Annotated in this window: 15 protein-coding genes; 11 read left to right on the forward strand and 4 right to left on the reverse strand. The window is 54.1% G+C overall.

The features are described from left to right. Positions 1-142: 142 nt before the first annotated feature. Positions 143-766 (forward strand): LemA family protein, encoded by a 624-nt coding sequence (locus OR1_RS10470; RefSeq protein ID WP_041971785.1) that lies wholly within the window; start codon positions 143-145, stop codon positions 764-766. On the opposite strand, the gene OR1_RS10475 is transcribed toward OR1_RS10470, so the two are convergent. After that, a complete protein-coding gene (locus OR1_RS10475; RefSeq protein WP_041971787.1) occupies positions 763-2754 on the reverse strand; it encodes a cache domain-containing protein in 1992 nt (663 codons plus the stop codon). The two genes, OR1_RS10470 and OR1_RS10475, sit on opposite strands and share 4 nt — an antisense overlap. Beyond that, the gene (locus tag OR1_RS10480) at positions 2751-4115 is read right to left on the reverse strand and encodes a sigma-54 dependent transcriptional regulator (protein WP_041971788.1); all 1365 of its coding nucleotides are present in this window, start codon (positions 4113-4115) and stop codon (positions 2751-2753) included. Before OR1_RS10480 ends, OR1_RS10475 begins: the two co-directional genes overlap by 4 nt. A gap of 218 nt (positions 4116-4333) precedes the next feature. Between OR1_RS10480 and OR1_RS10485 the strand changes: the two genes are divergently transcribed. The 5 genes from OR1_RS10485 to OR1_RS10505 all read left to right on the forward strand — a co-directional run bounded on the left by OR1_RS10485 (position 4334) and on the right by OR1_RS10505 (position 9995). Continuing rightward, positions 4334-5449, forward strand: a complete 1116-nt coding sequence (locus OR1_RS10485; protein ID WP_041971789.1) for a hydrogenase small subunit — start codon at positions 4334-4336, stop codon at positions 5447-5449. Then, entirely contained in the window at positions 5433-6368 is a 936-nt protein-coding gene (gene hybA / locus OR1_RS10490; protein WP_041971790.1) for a hydrogenase 2 operon protein HybA, read from the forward strand. The genes OR1_RS10485 and hybA overlap by 17 nt, the downstream gene beginning before the upstream one ends. Beyond that, positions 6368-7654 carry a Ni/Fe-hydrogenase cytochrome b subunit gene (hybB, locus tag OR1_RS10495; RefSeq protein ID WP_041971791.1) on the forward strand — a complete coding sequence of 429 codons (1287 nt, stop codon included), beginning with the start codon at positions 6368-6370 and terminating at the stop codon, positions 7652-7654. Before hybA ends, hybB begins: the two co-directional genes overlap by 1 nt. A 50-nt stretch (positions 7655-7704) precedes the next feature. Next, positions 7705-9384, forward strand: a complete 1680-nt coding sequence (locus OR1_RS10500; protein ID WP_041971792.1) for a nickel-dependent hydrogenase large subunit — start codon at positions 7705-7707, stop codon at positions 9382-9384. A gap of 131 nt (positions 9385-9515) precedes the next feature. Continuing rightward, positions 9516-9995 carry a HyaD/HybD family hydrogenase maturation endopeptidase gene (locus tag OR1_RS10505; protein WP_041971793.1) on the forward strand — a complete coding sequence of 160 codons (480 nt, stop codon included), beginning with the start codon at positions 9516-9518 and terminating at the stop codon, positions 9993-9995. Between the two features lie 39 nt (positions 9996-10034). On the opposite strand, the gene OR1_RS20805 is transcribed toward OR1_RS10505, so the two are convergent. Together OR1_RS20805 and OR1_RS10515 are read right to left on the reverse strand one after the other, a co-directional pair. Beyond that, on the reverse strand, positions 10035-11486 hold the full coding sequence (locus tag OR1_RS20805) for an ATP-binding protein (protein WP_052440378.1): 1452 nt from the start codon (positions 11484-11486) through the stop codon (positions 10035-10037). Positions 11487-11490: 4 nt separating this feature from the next. Continuing rightward, positions 11491-12228, reverse strand: coding sequence for an ABC transporter substrate-binding protein (locus OR1_RS10515; protein ID WP_052440379.1), 738 nt, complete (start codon positions 12226-12228; stop codon positions 11491-11493). Positions 12229-12525: 297 nt separating this feature from the next. On the opposite strand from OR1_RS10515, the gene OR1_RS10520 reads away from it, so the two are divergent. The 5 genes from OR1_RS10520 (at position 12526) to OR1_RS10540 (ending at position 17324) form a co-directional block, all read left to right on the forward strand. Next, positions 12526-14097 (forward strand): methyl-accepting chemotaxis protein, encoded by a 1572-nt coding sequence (locus OR1_RS10520; protein WP_041971794.1) that lies wholly within the window; start codon positions 12526-12528, stop codon positions 14095-14097. 247 nt (positions 14098-14344) lie between these two features. Continuing rightward, positions 14345-15289 carry a YafY family protein gene (locus OR1_RS10525; RefSeq protein WP_041971795.1) on the forward strand — a complete coding sequence of 315 codons (945 nt, stop codon included), beginning with the start codon at positions 14345-14347 and terminating at the stop codon, positions 15287-15289. Further along, entirely contained in the window at positions 15279-15737 is a 459-nt protein-coding gene (locus OR1_RS10530) for a hypothetical protein (protein ID WP_041971796.1), read from the forward strand. Before OR1_RS10525 ends, OR1_RS10530 begins: the two co-directional genes overlap by 11 nt. A gap of 61 nt (positions 15738-15798) precedes the next feature. Next, complete coding sequence (locus OR1_RS10535; protein ID WP_041971797.1) at positions 15799-16587, forward strand: hypothetical protein; 789 nt, start codon at positions 15799-15801, stop codon at positions 16585-16587. An 83-nt stretch (positions 16588-16670) separates the two neighbouring features. Then, the gene (locus tag OR1_RS10540; RefSeq protein ID WP_152609865.1) at positions 16671-17324 is read left to right on the forward strand and encodes a hypothetical protein; all 654 of its coding nucleotides are present in this window, start codon (positions 16671-16673) and stop codon (positions 17322-17324) included. Positions 17325-17327 lie beyond the last annotated feature (3 nt).

A 17327-nucleotide genomic window follows, 5' to 3' on the forward strand; every position in this document is an offset into this window, starting at 1 on the left:
GCAAAATAGCCAATATTTATGAACAGCAATTAATTCCCATATCCTAATGGAACAATTATTGCTTCAGTTAATTTTAATGATGCCCGGATAATACATTAGTCTAACTTACCCAATATGCAAGCACCCCCTGAAAGGGGAAGATATGAACAAGTGGCATTTTGCACTCCTCAGCATTGTTGCCCTTTTAACAACAACAGCCTGCATGCTCGGCAATCCGAACCAGGACGATGCCGTGGCTATGGCATGGAGTAAAGCCGAAGCAGCCTATCAACAGCGGCTCGCACTCATCGGTCCGTTCCTTCAGAGGGGAATGAGCCTGTCAAGTGCTTCCGCTGAACTGACCGCCCTGGCAGAATCGTTCAAGGCGGCGACAAGCTGTACCCCGGCAACACCTGCGGATCCGGCTGGAATTGCCGCTTATCGGGACCAGCAGGAAGCGCTCACCGCGACGCTTGCCAAACTGGTTGTTTCTCAGGAAACATTCCCTAAGCTCATGAAAGATCCGGTTTTTAGAACAATGCTGTCCAGGCTCGACGAAGTCGAGAGCCGGATAACGCGGACCACCGCTGATTACAACCGCATGGTGCATGAACGGGCTATCAAGGAACAGAGCCTGTCCTACAAGGTTACCGACATAATAAAATGTCGCAGCAGCGTTCCTGCTCAGACCCCCAGGGAAAAGGTCAAGCTTTCACTTGTTATGCCCACGCCAACCAGGGAAATGCCCACCCTTTCTCCCAACAGGTTAACCGTTGCTGCCAACTAAAGCTCTCCCGTGCCTTCCTGGCGTAACGGCAGCAACACCGTGAATACCGCGCCGTTGCCGGCAGAACTTTCAGCAAAAATATCGCCCCCGTGATCCCTGACTATTCCGTAGGAAACTGCTAACCCCAGCCCCGTGCCACCCCGCTTGGTCGTAAAGAATGGAGTAAACAGTTTATCCATCTGTTCGGCAGCTATCCCGGGGCCGGTATCGGCGATGCTGACCCGGCACACGTCTGCCGGGTCATCCACCGCCACGCCGACAGTAAGCGCCCCGCCCCGGTCCATGGCCTGCAGGCCGTTGACGATCAGATTGGTAAACACTTGCCTCAGCTGGTCCTCGTCCCCCTCAAGGGTTACCGGTACACTCAGGTACTCTCTGAAAACCAGATAATGGTCCATTTGAACCTGATGATGAATCTGATCGAGAATCTCGTCCAGAAGGCCGCCCAGAGAGAGCCTGGTAATCCGTTTTTCCGTACCGCGGGAGAAAACGAGCAGATTACGGATGATCCGCTCGATCCTGGCAACCTGGCGCATAATGGCAAGAACTTCATCGCCGTTTTCGGAATCGGCAGGGCTGGCCAACTGCAGCAATTCGGCATTCCCCCTGATTATGGCCAGCGGGTTGTTGATTTCATGCGCCACCCCTGCTGACAGCATACCCAATCCAGCCAATCTTTCGGAGCGTGCCAGTTCGGCCTGGGCCTCCAGCAATCTCGCTCCCTGCTCTTCCAACTGCGTCGTACGTTCGACAACCTTATGCTCAAGGGTCCGGTTCAAGGTCAGGATCTCTGCCTCCCGCTCCTGAAGCCGCTTTTTCATCGCATTAAACTCGTTGGCCAGCGACGCGATCTCATCATTGGTGTCAACCTGGATATCCGGAAGGCTTGCCCCTGAAGCGATCCTTCTCGCCCCTTCTTCGAGCGCCTTTATCGGGCTGGAAAGACGCGAGCTTATCCAGGCAGAGACAAATACTCCCAGCAGGGTCACGAACATGATTACGCCGGTGAAAATCAGTTGAATGCGCCACCGAACCTCAAGCAGCGGCTGCTCGGGAGTACCGGCATAGAGAGCGCCGACAATGCTGCCGGTAATGTCGCGAACCGGCTCGTAAGCGGACAAATGCCACGCATTGAACACAAAGGCCCGGCCGGTCCATTTCTCCCCCCGGATGACCTCACCGAACACCTCTTCTGACATGCGCGTACCTATTGCCCTGGTGCCGCTCTGGTCAATAACGGTCGTGGCGATCCTGACATCGTCCAGGAAAATCGTGGCGTTCCCGCTCCCACCTTCCCCACGGTCGAATACAACCCTGCTGATCCGGTCAGGCAGGGAGTTGTCGTTATTCAGAAGCGTGCCGCCGTATACCGCACCGACGGTCTTGCCCGCAGCCGACTTAAGCGGGGATGCCGCCACGAGAAACATCCCCCGGTCCTCCACTTTTTTGGCGTAAGTCCGTGCATGCGGAGTCTCTTTAATCGGCACCTGCATCAGTCCCGGCAGCAGCGGGTTTTCTTTGCCCGCTTCACTGGCCGCAATGACGCTGACTCCGCTGTAAGCAACCCCGTCGAGCGCTTTTGCCACCAACTGGGCGGTGGCGAGCGAATCTCCTTTGAGCCCCGGGTTGGCTGCCCTGTAGATGACCATTCCGAAGCGGTCGACAACCGTCAGGAAGGCAAGCCGCTCATTGCGCAGCACGCCATTGAGCTGCACCGCAATCGCGGCCAGAGATGAATTCTCGACCGAATCGGCGAGCTCAGGGGAAAGCCCGGTGAGCCGGATGATGTCTTCGGTCCGGGTCTGCTCGGCGACAAGCAGTTCATGTGCCGCGTTGAGATCGGTTTTTACCTTGTTCTGGGCCTGGGCAAAGATCCTGGTGGTTATGAGAGTCGAACCGATTATCCAGAAAAGGGTAATTGCCGCCACCAGCGGGATCATGGTCGCAACGGTGAGCTTAAGCCGTATGGACGATCTGATGCTTTTCATTTATTGCCCGGATCGGCAATGTTATATTCGGCGATCTTTCGGTCAAGGGTCTTGCGGGATATCTCCAGGATTTCGGCAGTCCTGCTCTTGTGGAAACCGGTCTCCAGCAGAACCGAACATATATGCCGCCGCTCTATTTCATCCAACGGGATCAGCTGCCCCGCTAGATTTTGCGCCTGATCCTTTTTCCGGGCTCCGACCGGGAGCAGATCTGCGGTCAGGATATCGGTTCTGGCCAGGATCACCCCGCGCTCGATCACGTTTTCCAGCTCCCTGACATTTCCCGGCCAGTCGTAATCCAGCAGCAGCCGGATGGCATCCTCGGCTATGGAGCGCACACCTTTTTTCATCCGGGCCGAATAGATTGCCAGGAAATGCCGGGCCAGCGGCTCGACATCATCAAGCCTCTCCCTGAGCGGCGGCAGGGGAATGCCTATGACATTGAGCCGGTAGTACAGATCTTCCCGGAATCGCCCCTCCTTGACCTCCAGCATCAGGTCCCGATTCGTGGCAGCCACGAACCGGACATCGACCGAACGCGGTTTGGTCGAGCCGACCACGATAAATTCCTTCTGCTGGATCACCCGCAGCAGCTTTGCCTGGATCGCCGGGCTGACATCGCCGATCTCGTCAAGAAAAAGCGTGCCGCCATCAGCCTCTTCCAGAAGCCCCTTCTGATTCATGACCGCACCGGTAAAGGCCCCGCGCATGTGGCCGAACAGCTGGCTTTCGAGCAAAGTATCCGAGAGGGCCGCGCAGTTCACGGAGACCAGCTGCTTCCCCTTGCGCAGGCTGTTATTATGGACCGCTGCCGCGATCAGCTCCTTGCCGGTGCCGGATTCGCCCGTAACCAGAATATTGGCGTCACTCGCCGCAACCTGGAGCGTCAGGTCATAAACCTCCCGGAATGCCGCACTCCGGAACACGATCGGTCCGGTATGCGCAGAAAGATGAAGCTCCTCGCGCAGCTCCCGGTTCTCCCTGGCGAGCCGGGCATGGTCAAAAAGCCGGTCCAGGACACCGAGGAGCTTTTCCTTGGGAAATGGCTTCGTTATGTAGTCGTAAGCACCAAGTTTAATGGCGTGCACCGCATCGTCTATGGTGCCATGTCCGGTCATGACCACGACCGGGATTCCCGGCGACCGGCGTTTCAACCGTTTCATCGCCTGAATACCGTCCAGATCCGGCATCCGGACATCCATGAGCACCGCATCGCATTCCGGCGCCGGGTCGGCTTCAAGCCTCGCCAAAAGAGCGGTGGCCGAGTCGAAGGTTTCAAACCTGTAGCTGTTGACCTTCAGCAGCTTGCCCAGGAAGTTGAGTATATCTTTTTCGTCATCACAGATAAATACGGTCTTCATAACTGAACCTCGCGAAGGATTGCGTCAAAACGATACAATACCGGACAAAATGATGCAACATGCTTTTCCCCGGCAGGGACTCTCATCCGGCTCCTAACCTCACTATACCCTGTAATTACGACCAGTTACAAAGGGTTAACGATAATGGCACGCCGGTTGCCCTTATGGATTGATTTCGTTTACATGTCTACACAATATTAAGGCGGTTCGGAGGGTACATGGCGGAGCAAAAGAGTACTTCCGGGGTCTCCCGGCGCGATTTCATCAAGACCTGCGTTACGGTTTCGGCAATGCTCGGTCTGCCGTTCGGCATGGTCACCAGGATTGCCGAAGCGGCACAAAAGGAAGACAACAGGCCGGCAGTTATCTGGCTTCATTTTCAGGAGTGCACCGGCTGTTCCGAGTCGCTGCTCCGTTCGACCCATCCGACGGTGTCCAGCCTGATCCTGGACCTGGTGTCGCTCGACTACCACGAGACTCTGATGGCCGGGTCCGGGCATCAGGCCGAAAAGTCGCTTCATGACTCGATGCTGGCCAACAAAGGGAAATATATCCTCGTTGTTGAGGGAGCCATTCCAACCAAGGAAAACGGCATATTCTGCAAGATATCGGGCAAAACCGCCCTTGAGTCTTTGCAGAAGGCCGCAGACGGTGCGCTTGCCATCATTGCCATCGGCACCTGCGCCAGCTACGGCGGGATTCAATCGGTCGGCCCCAACCCCACCGGCGCTGTCGGGGTAAGGGATATCGTCAAGGACAAACCGATCATCAATATCCCCGGCTGCCCCCCCAACCCGTACAACTTCCTCTCCACAGTGCTCTATTACGTGACTTTCAAGAAGCTCCCCGAACTCGATGCCATGGGGCGCCCTAAATTTGCCTACGGCCGGAAGATTCATGAGCATTGCGAGCGCCGGCCCCACTTCGATGCCGGCCGGTTTGCCAAGGCCTACGGCGACGACGGCCACAGCCAGGGGTACTGCCTGTACAAGCTTGGGTGCAAGGGGCCGGCAACCTATGCCAACTGTTCGGTCCAGCGGTTCAACGATATGGGTGTCTGGCCGGTCTCGGTCGGTCATCCATGCATCGGCTGCACCGAGCCGGATATCCTGTTCAAGACCGCCATTGCCGATAAAGTCCAGATCCACGAGCCGACCCCGTTCGACAGCTATGCCCCGGTTGACCTGAAGGAAAAGGGTAAAGGGCCGGATCCGCTCACGACCGGCGTGATCGGCCTTGCCGCAGGGGCCGCCGTCGGCGCCGGCGCCATGCTTGCCCGCAAACTTCCCGATGCTCCGGACAAGGGGGAGGAGACGCATGAAAAAGACCAATAGGCGTCAATTCCTGAAGGTAGCGGCAGCAGGGGCGGCTATTCTGACCACGGGCAAGGCCTCGGCATCCGAAGCGCACCGGAAGGTCAACAACAACACCCTCTCAATGCTGTACGATGCCACGAAATGCGTTGGCTGCAAGGCGTGCATGGCGGCCTGCAAGAGAGTGAACGGCGATTACGGCAGTCTCGCTTACGAACAGGCATCGTTCGACCGGGACGGCCTCTGGGATGCTCCGCAGGACCTCTCCGGCAGCACCCGGACCCTGATCAAGCTGTTCAAGGAGTCGGAACGAGACTGGTCTTACGTCAAATACTCCTGCATGCACTGCCAGAAACCGTCCTGCGTATCGGTCTGCCCGGTCGCGGCCATGACCCGCGACCCGGAGACCGGCATCGTCGACTACAACAAGAACACCTGCATCGGCTGCCGCTACTGTCAGGTCGCCTGCGCCTTCAACATCCCCAAGTTCCAGTGGGACCGTGCCATCCCCCAGATCGTCAAATGCGATCTCTGCAAGAACACCAACCTGCGCCAGAAAGGGATCACCGCCTGCGCCGAGGTCTGTCCAGCCGGGGCGATCATGTTCGGCAAGAGGGGCGATCTGCTGGCAGAGGCGCAAAAACGTCTGGCCGAAAACCCGGGCAAATACCTCAACCATATCTACGGGGAAAAGGAGGTCGGCGGCGCCAACCACCTTTACCTTGCCAGCATGCAGTTCAACAAGCTCGGCCTGCCGGTGCTGAAAGATGAGGCGCCGGCAGAATTCTCGGAAAAAATCCAGCACACCATCTACAAGGGCTTTGTCGCTCCAGTAGCGCTGTACGGCACCCTCTGCTGGATCGCGGTAAAGAACATGCGCACGCACGGCCCGGATGAGAAGGATCATCATAATGATACTGACAAGCAGGGGGGTGCCTGATGGGCCACGGCGAGTACCAAAAACATGAGGCAAAAATATTCACCCCGTCATTCATAGTCCTGCTGGTGCTGACGCTTATCGGCTTCTGCCTGGTGGCGCTCCGCTTCATCAAGGGGATCGGCGCGGTCTCGAACATGAGCGACGGCTACCCGTGGGGGATCTGGATCACCTACGACGTCGCCACCGGCACGGCCATAGCCTGCGGCGGCTATGCCATGGCGATCCTGGTCTATATCAGGAACAGGATGCACTACCACCCGATGATCCGGTCGGCAATCCTTACCAGCATGTTCGGCTACGGGCTGGCGGGATTTTCGGTCATGGTCGATGTCGGCCGCCCCTGGAACGCCTATAACTTCTTCATCCCTTCCCAGTGGCAGGCGAATTCGGCCATGTTCGAGGTCGCGCTCTGCGTCATGGCCTACACCACGGTTCTGGCGATCGAATTCCTCCCGGCAATCCTGACCACCCTAGAGAACACCAAGTGGGAAATGGCCCAGGCGATTATTGCCTGGCTCAGCCCCAGGATCGCGCCGGACAAGGAGGCCCTGCAGCATAAGCTCGATTTTGTCAGGGCAGGCGCAACCTGGCTCAAGCCGAGGCTGGACAAGGTGCTGATTTTCATCATCGTGCTCGGGATTACCCTGCCGACCATGCACCAGTCGTCGCTCGGCTCGCTGCTGCTGATCGCATCCACCAAGCTCCATCCGCTCTGGCATACCGGGTTCCTGCCGCTCCTGTTCCTGATCAACTGCATGTACATCGGCTACTCCATCGCCATTCTCGAATCGGTCATCTCGTGCTATGCCTTCAAGCGCCCGTTCGAGACCAAGGAACTCTCCGGACTGGCAAGGATTATCCCCTGGCTGACGGTCATCTGGCTGAGTGTTGTGATCGGCGATCTCGCCTGGCGCGGCCAGCTGGCCAAGGCGCTGTCATTCGACTTTTACTCCCGGTTCTTCCTGCTGGAGTTCTGCCTGATCGCTGCCGGGTCGTTCCTGCTGTTCAGCAGCCGCAGAAGGGAGTCGATCCGCTGGCTCTTCGTCTCCGCAGCCCTGATAGTGGTCGGCGGCGCCCTGTACCGTTTCAACGTCTATCTCATCGGGTTCAACCCGGGGAAAGGATGGCGTTATTTCCCGGCACTGGCGGAACTGATGATCACCGTCGGCATCGTTGCCTTCGAGATCCTCGGCTACCAGGTGATCGTAAAGATCCTGCCGGTGCTGCCGCGGCTGCACACCAGACAGCAGATCGATGCCGCGGCGGAAACGGCCCAGAAGGCATAGAGGCCCCCAAGACGTAAGCAATAGAAATCATCTCCCGGAGGAACAAATATATGGCTCGCATAACCCTTGACCCGATCACCAGAATCGAAGGTCATTTGAGGATCGATGTTGAAGTAAACGGCGGCTCCGTCACCAACGCCTGGTCATCCGCCCAGATGTGGCGCGGCATAGAGACCATTCTCCAGGGGCGCCCGCCCGAGGACGCCTGGATTTACGCCCAGCGGTTCTGCGGCGTCTGCACCACGGTCCACGCCATTTCGTCCATCCGTGCGGTCGAACATGCCCTCAAGGTTGAGGTGCCGCTCAACGCCCAGTACGTGAGGAACATCATCATGGCCCAGCATTCGGTGCAGGACCATATCGTCCACTTCTACCACCTCTCCGCCCTTGACTGGATCGATGTGGTTTCGGCGCTCAAGGCCGACCCGAAGAAGACCGCCCAGATAGCCCAGAGCATCTCCAACTGGCCGGGGAACAGCGAAACCGAATTCAAGGCGGTGCAGCAGAAGCTGAAATCCTTTGTGGACACCGGCAGGCTCGGGATCTTCTCGTCCGGCTACTGGGGACACCCGGCAATGAAGCTGCCGCCCGAGGTGAACCTGATGGCTGTGGCCCACTACCTGAAAGCGCTCGATTATCAGCGCAAGGCTGCCCAGGCTGTGGCCATACTCGGCGGCAAGAACCCCCATATCCAGAATCTCTGCGTCGGCGGAGTCGCCACGGCCATCAACATGGAAAACCTTGCCACCATCAACATAGAGAAGATCGCGGCCATGCGGGCACTTATGGAGGAAACCCGCGACTTCGTGCAGCAGGTGTATTATCCGGACATGGTCGCCATCGCCTCTGCCTACAAGGAGTGGTTCAAGTATGGCCGCGGAGTCGTGAACTACCTGGCCGTACCGGAGATGGCGGAAGACACCAGGAACACCAAGTTTGCCCTCCCCGGCGCAATCATCGCCAACGGTGACGTCAAGGGTGCCAGGGTTATCACCAACCACCAGGATCTCGACCTGATCGCCAACATCAAGGAAAACGTGGCACATGCATGGTACGAGGGGGACCGCACGCTTCACCCCTGGGAAGGCGAGACCAAACCGAAGTACACAGACTTTCAGGATAACGGCAAATACAGCTGGTGCAAGGCGCCGCGCCTGAACGGCAAACCGGTGCAGGTCGGTCCGCCGGCACAGCTCCTGGCAGCCTATGCCGGCGGCAATGCCAAGGTGAAGAAGCTGGTTGACGATACCTGCCGTAAGATCGGGGTCGGCGTCAACGACCTCCACTCCACCATGGGCCGCCTGGGCGCCAGGGCGATCAGGGCGCATATCATGGCCGACTATTCCCTGGAATACCTGGACAAGCTGGTGGAGAATGTTGGCAAGGGGGACAAGGTCTACGCAAACCATACAGAAATTCCCAAGGGCGATTTCAAGGGGGTCGGATTCCATGAAGCGCCGCGCGGCACACTGTCACACTGGATCGTGATCGAAAACCGCAAGATCAAGAACTACCAGGCAGTAGTACCCTCGACCTGGAATGCCTCGCCGAGAGACGAGAAAGGGGTGTTGGGGCCATACGAGGCCTCGCTGGTCGGCAACCCAGTGGCACAGCCGGATAAACCGCTGGAAGTGCTCCGCACCATTCACTCCTTTGATCCGTGCATCGCATGTGCCGTGCATACCATCGATCCGGAGGGGAAAGAGATCACCAAGGTCAAGGTGATGTAAAGAACGTCCTCTTTTCCGCAATATCTGCGTAAGTCTTCGGGATTCCTTGTGCGGCGTAGCGCTGCTACGCCTCCGCGCAATCCCTTGACAGCCTTGATCTTGCGAAAAATAGAACGTTCAGAGGAACTTTTATGACAACTCTGATTTTTGGCGCTGGTAACCTGCTTCTCTCGGATGAGGGGTTCGGCGTTCATTTCATCAAATATCTGCAGGACAACTACACCTTTCCCGAAGATGTCGAGCTTTACGATGGCGGTACGCTGGGGATCATGGTCACCCACCTGCTGGAAGAGGCCGACCGGGTCTACCTGGTTGATGTCATAGATGCCAAAGGTGAGCCGGGCGATGTATTCCGCTTTGAAAAGGAAGAGTTCCTGCTCGGTAAGCTGCCGATCAAGATGTCTCCGCACCAGATCGGTATCCAGGAGGTGCTCACCCTCTCAGATCTCCGCGGCCGGACACCTGATGAAGTGACCCTGTTCGGCGTGATCCCGGCTTCCTACGAGGCCGGCGTCGAGCTGTCGCCGATCCTGGCCGAACTGCTGCCGAAGCTTGCCGAAACGGTGGTTAATGAGCTGAAAACGTCAGGGCATGATATTTCGACGAGGTAATGGGGAGCGATGGCGGGTCTAGCACTGGCAGACCCTTCATCACTCCCCTCCTTGAACCCCGAGCGTGAAGTAAAAGGTTGCGCCTTCCCCCGGAGCCGCATCAGCCCAGATCCTGCCATTATGCTTCTCGATGATACGGTGAACCGTGGCCAATCCTATTCCGGTACCTTCGAATTCGCCTTCGTGGTGTAGGCGGCAGAACGGCTGGAAGATGTTTTTTGCATACTCCATCTCGAATCCCACGCCGTTATCCCTCACAAAATAGACTCTTTCCCCGTCAATGTTTTTTTGGCCGAACTCGACCGCAGCATCAGGAGTCCGGGCACTGTATTTGACCGCGTTTCCCAGCAGGTTACGCAGGCATATTTCCAGTATGCGCCGATCACCCGTGGCTGTTACCTCCGGGGCTATGACAGTATGAAACGGATGCTCTGCGCTGTTTATGCGAAGTTCCGCAACTATCTGTGTCGCCATCAGCGACAGATTTACATTTTGTTTGAGCATGTCGGCCCGGGAAAGGCGGTTCATGTCAAGAAGCGAGTCGATGACCGTTCTGAGCCGGTTGCTGGCAGCAACTTGGCGCCGGGCACAGTGGACAAGCTGAACTTCACCTTTCCCCTCTGCAATCTCCAGCATCATGGCCCCGAAACCTTCGAGCCTGGCGATTGGAGCCCTGAACTCATGCGAAATCGCATAGCAAAACCCTTCCAGCTCCCTGTTCATGCGCTCGAGCTCGGCAGTGCGTTCAATGACCCTGCTTTCCAACTCCACGTTAAGTTTTATTATTTGCTCTTCCGCCTGTTTGCGCTCGTCGATGCCTGCTTCGATCCGGTGAATCATGGTATTGAAGGACTCACCCAATGTATCCAGCTCGTCCCTCCCCTTGAACAACAGCGGCTTCGGCATCATCAACAACTCTTGCAGCCTGCCGGTGTCAAGCTTGGCCATATGTTTATATATCGCTGAAAGACGTCGTGTGACGATATTCCGAAATATGTACAGCATGAAAATCGATACCAGGGCTATCTGTCCGGCCTGAAACAGGAACCTGATGTAGGTTGCCGCGATAAGGTCGCGGTAAATATCCGAAGAGCAAACCTTTACTTGCAAGGTCCCCAAGGGCATTGTCCTGCCGTCAAAGTGGTATATGAGCGGGAACTCCCGCTCCATGGTACGGCCCGGCTTTACGGCCCCCTCAGACATCAGTATCCGGCCATGCGATTCAATTTTCACTTCCGCTACATGGGGGATATTCAAGAGCGAGTTCAACTGAACCTTCAGCTGCTGCATGTCCATTAACCAGAGGCTGGTGGTTATGCCGGGCAAATTGGCTTTTCCAATCTGCCGAAGGTCTAGCTCAACTTTATTTATCGCCTCCTGGTAATACAGCGCAAACAGGCCCATTCCCGAAAAAAGGGTGAGCGCCAGACTGAAGATCAGCACCGCAGCCGTCAACTTGTTTGCTATGGAACTGCCAAACCTGCTCGACATCTATTTACTCCGTTACTGAAATGGTTCGGAGTGACTCGTCAACGATTCTTTTATATGTGCCGTCTTTCTTCATGGCTCTGAGAACCTGTTCCAGCCGTGGGACCAGATCGGCATGCCGTTTGTGCAGATACGGATACATCTTTCTTACCGCAAGCGGCGGATTATAAATTTTGATCTCCTTATCAGCCAGCTGCTTGAGAACGACTTTCCCCTGCCTGCGGTCATAAACAACAAGATCCACCTTGCCTAAGATCAGGAGGTTGAAAAGAAGCTGTTCGTTACTCACCTTGGAGAGTGACTTAACTCCCACAATGTTGTTTTCGAGGATTTTCCATCCGGTGATTATGCCGACATTGTAGGGTTTGAGGCTTTCCCATCCGGTGATTTTCAATGGAACTGTTCTGGAAAAAGCGACGAATTCGAAGGTCGTGATCTCTTCCTTGACCCGGATCAGGTTGGGATATTGCTTGTCCAGCCCCTCGACCCGCGCATAGTTCCCGTCATCTATCCCTTCGTTTGCGTTTATCAGAGCTCGCTCTGACGGGAGAACAATGATCTTCACAGGTATCCCCATCCGCTTGAACGCCTCAAGCATGATCCTGTCGCAGATCCCTTTATGATCATCCGTTGCATTGGGTGAGTCGTTGGCCGTATTGAGCACAATGGTCTGACTGAGCACCGGACGAGTAAATAACAGCGTAACGATAGACAACACGACGAAAATGATTCCGGGGTACCGCATTCCATCTCCCTCCACTTAATGGCTGTCTGGAAATTTACCGGATCTGCCGTTACAAATCTGATGACGAGGCCACAAGAATTTAAATTAACTTAATGATATCGCCATTTACTCCAAGAGCAAGGGGACTTGGCGGATAAGAGAACACTTTGCTAATACACGGACTTCCTCACAACATCGCACAGAATCCTTTTTCACCTTCAAGTTAAGAAATCATAATCCGATACAAGAAAGTGCCGCGTCTCTGCTTTTTCTGCATGGCGTCGGTAAATAATCAGCGCCCGGAGGGTCAAGCAATTGATGGCATTATGGAACTGGTATTTGAGCATCAGCATCCGCAACCGACTGATCATTCTCTGCACCTGTTACAGCCTCTGCATCGTCGCCGCAACCGTTGCCGGAACACTTCATTCCCCGCAGCTCCAGATCATTGCCGTGGTCCTGTTCATAGGACTCGGCGCGCTGTTCGGCGGAATCAACATCTGGGCGATCACATCCGCCATCAACCGCACCATCAATCATCTCCAGGTCATGGCAAAAGGGGACCTGAGCCAGGAGGTAGTGGTAAAACGCCGGAATGAAATCAGCAAGATCCTGATATCCCTGAAACAGATGGTCGCAAATCTGATCGAGGTCCTGAAAAACATCAACGAAGCCAGCCTGCAGATGGAACAATCGTCCTATCAGATTGCAGAGATATCGAATGAAATTGCCGGCGCCAGCCAAACCCAGCAGAAAAGGGCTGAAGATGTCTCCTCTGCAACCACGGAAGTAAGGATGATCTCCGAAACCGTTCTCGAACTGGCGGAAAGCATGCGCGCCATGTCGATCGAGACCGAACGGGAGGCGGAGCAGGGGCTTCTGGCTACCAGGGAAAATATCGACCAGTTGCAGCTGACCGTGGAGGAGGTCAATAGGGCGGCTCAGGAAACCGAAGGGCTCAACCGGATCGGCGAGCAGATCCATACGATCATCGAGAGCATCAGCGACATCGCGGACCAGACCAACCTGCTGGCGCTCAACGCTGCCATCGAGGCGGCCAGGGCCGGCGAACAGGGGCGGGGATTTGCCGTGGTGGCGGACGAGGTGCGGAACCTGGCATCGAGGACCGCCAAGGAGACCGAACAGATCTCCCGAATCATCAACGAACTTTCCGCCCAGGCCAATCAGAATACCAAAACCATGGAGCGGGTGGTTGAACGGGTCCATGTTACCGAGGAGAAATCCCACGCCACTGCTGCAGTCATCGAAAGGATGGTCGCCAGCGTCAGGGAAGTGACCAGCTCCAACAAGAGGATTTCAGAGGTAAGCGAATCGCAGATGCACAAGCTGAGCGCTTTACAGCAGAGCCTGGAGTCGCTGTTTTTCACCATCAGTGACAACGGCACCAAGGTAGGAATCACTGCTACCATAAGTTCGGATCTAAACAAACTGACCCATGAGTTCAACCGTTTAATCGCCCGGTTTACCTTTGACACGACCTCAACCATACCCCCGAACAGCGTCAAGGAGTGCCGCCGCAATCCCCGGGCGCAGAACAGCCTGCTGGTACTGGTGAAAAACGAGGAAATGCAGGTGCAGGTAAAAGGGATATCCAGTGATTTCAGTGTCTCCGGAATGCAGCTACGCCTCCCAGGCCGGCATGAGATTGCCTCTGGCAGCAAGGCTGACCTGGAGATCATGACCCCTTTCAAGTCTCTGAATGAATATGACCGGCAGACGCCGCTGCGTGTGACCGCCAGGGTGGTATGGGTACGGCTGGAGGGGGAAAATACGCTGCTCGGGGTGGAGTTCCAGCAACTCTCGTCTGCTCAGACGCAACGAATGGAGTCCTGCTTCCAATTTTTTAACAAAAATCCGCGGTTCCAGTAACAACCGCACCGGCGCCACATTGAAACAAGGGATCGGCTGGCTTTCGCCCCGATCCCTTGTTTGCTGTTTACCTCACCATAATCTCGCGGCCACACTTTTCTACGAATCCAAAACACCGGAGTTGAAATTTCCAAGCTTTCCTGAGGCAATGTGCACTTCAATATCATCGTTTAAGCTTTGTCGTTTTTACCCTGCCACACATATGGCAGGGTGATATGGTATACTGGCCTCACATTTGGAGGTGTGCATGTCGTTAAGATTCGATTCCCTTCTCATAATCCTTAACAAACTTGATTCCGGTGAGATAGTCACCAACCGCTCTCTAATGGAAGAACTGGACATAAGCGAACGGAGCGCCTATCGCTATATTCAGAGCCTTATTATTGCGAATTTCCCAATCTGGTTTGACCGCAAACGGAAGACATACGCCTTTGTGGAAGGATATCGGCTCAAGCGGCAGAAAATACCCCTCAAGGAGGAAGTGGCGCTTTCCATTGCCCAGTCATTAGTTGAGCCTATGGGAAAAGAAGTGACGCAAGCACTTGAAGGAATTCGTAACCGGCTTTGTGGCACGTCATCTGAACAGACTGAGAAGATCATCCACCCTGACCGGAACATGCCAGGGACGATTGCAGATTATCTGTCCCAATTGTATCGGGCCATCTCTGAGCGCCGGGTTGTTGAATTCAATTATCGGCTGTCTCCGGAAACGGAACCGTTTGGGAGGAAGATCGATCCGCTCTATCTCTTCAATCATGACGGATTCTGGTATGTGCGCGGCCTGTGCCATAATGCCGATAACCTTCGCACCTTCGCCTTCGACCGGATTATTGCTCTCGATGTTACCAATGAGCATTACAGGAAATACGACATCAACGAGGCAGAGGAGCTTGAATCGGCGTTCGGACCGCAACTGGACGGTGAGCCGACTGACGTGGTTCTACGATTCAATCCCGAAATTGCTAGGCAGGTAATGCGCAAAAAATGGCATCTCTCGCAAAAGGAGAAGCGGTTGCCAGATGGCAGGATCGAACTGAGCTTTACCGTTATCGGCACCGAAACCATCAAACATTGGCTTTACCGTTGGCTCCCGTCGGTCGAAGTTGTAAGCCCTGCAACGCTGCGAACCCAGGTCTACAAAGAGTTGTTGCAAGGGACAAAACAGCATAAGGTGCCTTTGGATGAAACTTAACAGCTTTGACGATTTGCAGGTACGGCTGCCGATCATTTCATTCAAGATTCATGAGGTTCTGCTGCGCAAACACAATAATCAACCGGTCTGGCTGATCTTGCTGTCGGTCGGCAACGGTAGTCACGAGGTAAAGGGTGTCGCATTCATGGAGAGCGGGCATATCGAACTGCGCTTTGAGAGAGATTTTCACTATCTCATGCCTGGATTCGTGACCGGTCATTACCTTGAACAGGATGTCAACGACTCATCGCTCACCGAGTTGTACAACAACCCGACTAAAGAATGTCTTGAATGGGCAGAAGGAAGAATTCGCAAATTCCTTTTCTACAACTGTCGGTTTAGTGTCTCCGTTCTCATAGATGCCACAACAGGAAGGTTTTACAAAAAAGTGACGTACTGCAGGGTGCATCGAAATTATGGCTATGCCCTGCCGGATTTCAGCATGTAGTTGTTTGTATATTCTCATTGTGTATACTTCAATCCAATCATTTCGAGGGAGATCTTGTAACATGACATATCAGAAGCAGCTTACGACACACTTGGCAGACTACAAGAAGAATGTACTGAAAGCCCAGAAGCCCGGATATTTCAGAGGACAACTATACCCCCATATTCTCGCTTACGAGGACAAGTGGCTCAATGTTTTTGAAGGAATACAAGAAGAGATTGAAGGCCATGTGGCCCAGAAAGGTATTTCGCTCCACAGATATTTCCACCACCTCAATTCCTCACAGGCTTTTGCCTTCAACCTTTTCTACCCCTACTTTTTCGATACAAAAGGGAATCCGGAAACACTTCTGAAAGCTCTGGGGCAAACAGGACCAATCAAAAATCCTGAATTCGAGAAAATTGAATTTCATAAAGAAGGAACAAATATCGATGTCTATTGGGAGAGTTTAGATGGTTCAAAGACATATTGCGAAGTCAAGCTTTCAGAAGCTGAATTCGGAAAGGCAAAAAACGATGATGAGCATCGCAACAAACTGAAAATGACTTATCTACCTAAACTTGCGGGAAAAGTTGATGCGAAATTACTCGACCCGAAAGAGTTCTTCAAATATTATCAGCTCATGAGGTATATGTGGCTTATTGCGCAGGATGACAAGGCTCGATTGATTCTCCTGCTTCCTCAGGCGAATAAAAAACTCTGGAAGACATTAGATGAAGTCAGACCTCAACTCTCGACTTTGTGGGACAGGGTATCAATAGTTGCAACCGAAGATGTCATTGCAAACCTCTGCAAGAGTAAACAGCTAACCGGATATGCCGAGAAACTTAAAAGCAAGTACGTTCCTTAGTGACTGACATCAATAGCCGTTACCCCGTAGTACATCGTCCTGCCAAAGTTGGCAGGTACATCAGCCCGTAAACAATGATTCAGATGCCACAAAACGAAACCGCAACTTTTTCAGGCCCCGTAATTCCTATACTTGAACTGGCAAAAAAGCATCGACTTATGTTAAAGGCCACCTTCACGGTGCGTAATAACAGGTCAAGGCCGTTTAAGAAAATTGCGACAGAAACGCCCTCCAATATTTCATTTATCTGCATAGATGGAAATCTGCCCGAAATAACCCGGTTATACTCAATCGCCATCAAGCTGGAATCCCCGGATGATGGTTATATGTCACGTGAGCTTTCACATTATGTTGTCAAAGCGATTATCGGCGGGGAAACAAGCAGAGAATGGCAATGCGAAGCCAAGGACTTCTCGGCTTTTGAAGATGAGATCATCCGGCAGTTTTGCAGAAATTACGAAGAGTATTTTGAAATTGCATGGCCAAAGCAGGAATGTGCAAACGAATTTGAGTCCTGGTTCTCAGATGTAATCAAATTGGCCAAGCCTTGGGAAAAGAGGATATCAAGAGCCGCATATCTTGAACTTGTTGGTAGAGTTATTGATTTTGTCCATTATTGTGCGGTTGGCTATTTCCCAGATCTCGCTGTTGATATCGTTGCCGACTACGTGCGAGATATGGTCCCATGTTTTGATGAAACCCAGATCTCGGAAGATTACTTGTTGCACGAAGCCTGATAA

The organism is Geobacter sp. OR-1 (assembly GCF_000813145.1).
Classification (GTDB): domain Bacteria; phylum Desulfobacterota; class Desulfuromonadia; order Geobacterales; family DSM-12255; genus Geoanaerobacter.

What these genes read in the sequence shown, in the direction of transcription:
- OR1_RS10470 (WP_041971785.1), top strand. Translation starts at nt 143, where the DNA reads ATGAACAAGTGGCATTTTGCACTCCTCAGCATTGTTGCCCTTTTAACA.
- OR1_RS10475 (WP_041971787.1), bottom strand. Translation starts at nt 2,754, where the DNA reads ATGAAAAGCATCAGATCGTCCATACGGCTTAAGCTCACCGTTGCGACC.
- OR1_RS10480 (WP_041971788.1), bottom strand. Translation starts at nt 4,115, where the DNA reads ATGAAGACCGTATTTATCTGTGATGACGAAAAAGATATACTCAACTTC.
- OR1_RS10485 (WP_041971789.1), top strand. Translation starts at nt 4,334, where the DNA reads ATGGCGGAGCAAAAGAGTACTTCCGGGGTCTCCCGGCGCGATTTCATC.
- hybA (WP_041971790.1), top strand. Translation starts at nt 5,433, where the DNA reads ATGAAAAAGACCAATAGGCGTCAATTCCTGAAGGTAGCGGCAGCAGGG.
- hybB (WP_041971791.1), top strand. Translation starts at nt 6,368, where the DNA reads ATGGGCCACGGCGAGTACCAAAAACATGAGGCAAAAATATTCACCCCG.
- OR1_RS10500 (WP_041971792.1), top strand. Translation starts at nt 7,705, where the DNA reads ATGGCTCGCATAACCCTTGACCCGATCACCAGAATCGAAGGTCATTTG.
- OR1_RS10505 (WP_041971793.1), top strand. Translation starts at nt 9,516, where the DNA reads ATGACAACTCTGATTTTTGGCGCTGGTAACCTGCTTCTCTCGGATGAG.
- OR1_RS20805 (WP_052440378.1), bottom strand. Translation starts at nt 11,486, where the DNA reads ATGTCGAGCAGGTTTGGCAGTTCCATAGCAAACAAGTTGACGGCTGCG.
- OR1_RS10515 (WP_052440379.1), bottom strand. Translation starts at nt 12,228, where the DNA reads ATGCGGTACCCCGGAATCATTTTCGTCGTGTTGTCTATCGTTACGCTG.
- OR1_RS10520 (WP_041971794.1), top strand. Translation starts at nt 12,526, where the DNA reads ATGGCATTATGGAACTGGTATTTGAGCATCAGCATCCGCAACCGACTG.
- OR1_RS10525 (WP_041971795.1), top strand. Translation starts at nt 14,345, where the DNA reads ATGTCGTTAAGATTCGATTCCCTTCTCATAATCCTTAACAAACTTGAT.
- OR1_RS10530 (WP_041971796.1), top strand. Translation starts at nt 15,279, where the DNA reads ATGAAACTTAACAGCTTTGACGATTTGCAGGTACGGCTGCCGATCATT.
- OR1_RS10535 (WP_041971797.1), top strand. Translation starts at nt 15,799, where the DNA reads ATGACATATCAGAAGCAGCTTACGACACACTTGGCAGACTACAAGAAG.
- OR1_RS10540 (WP_152609865.1), top strand. Translation starts at nt 16,671, where the DNA reads ATGCCACAAAACGAAACCGCAACTTTTTCAGGCCCCGTAATTCCTATA.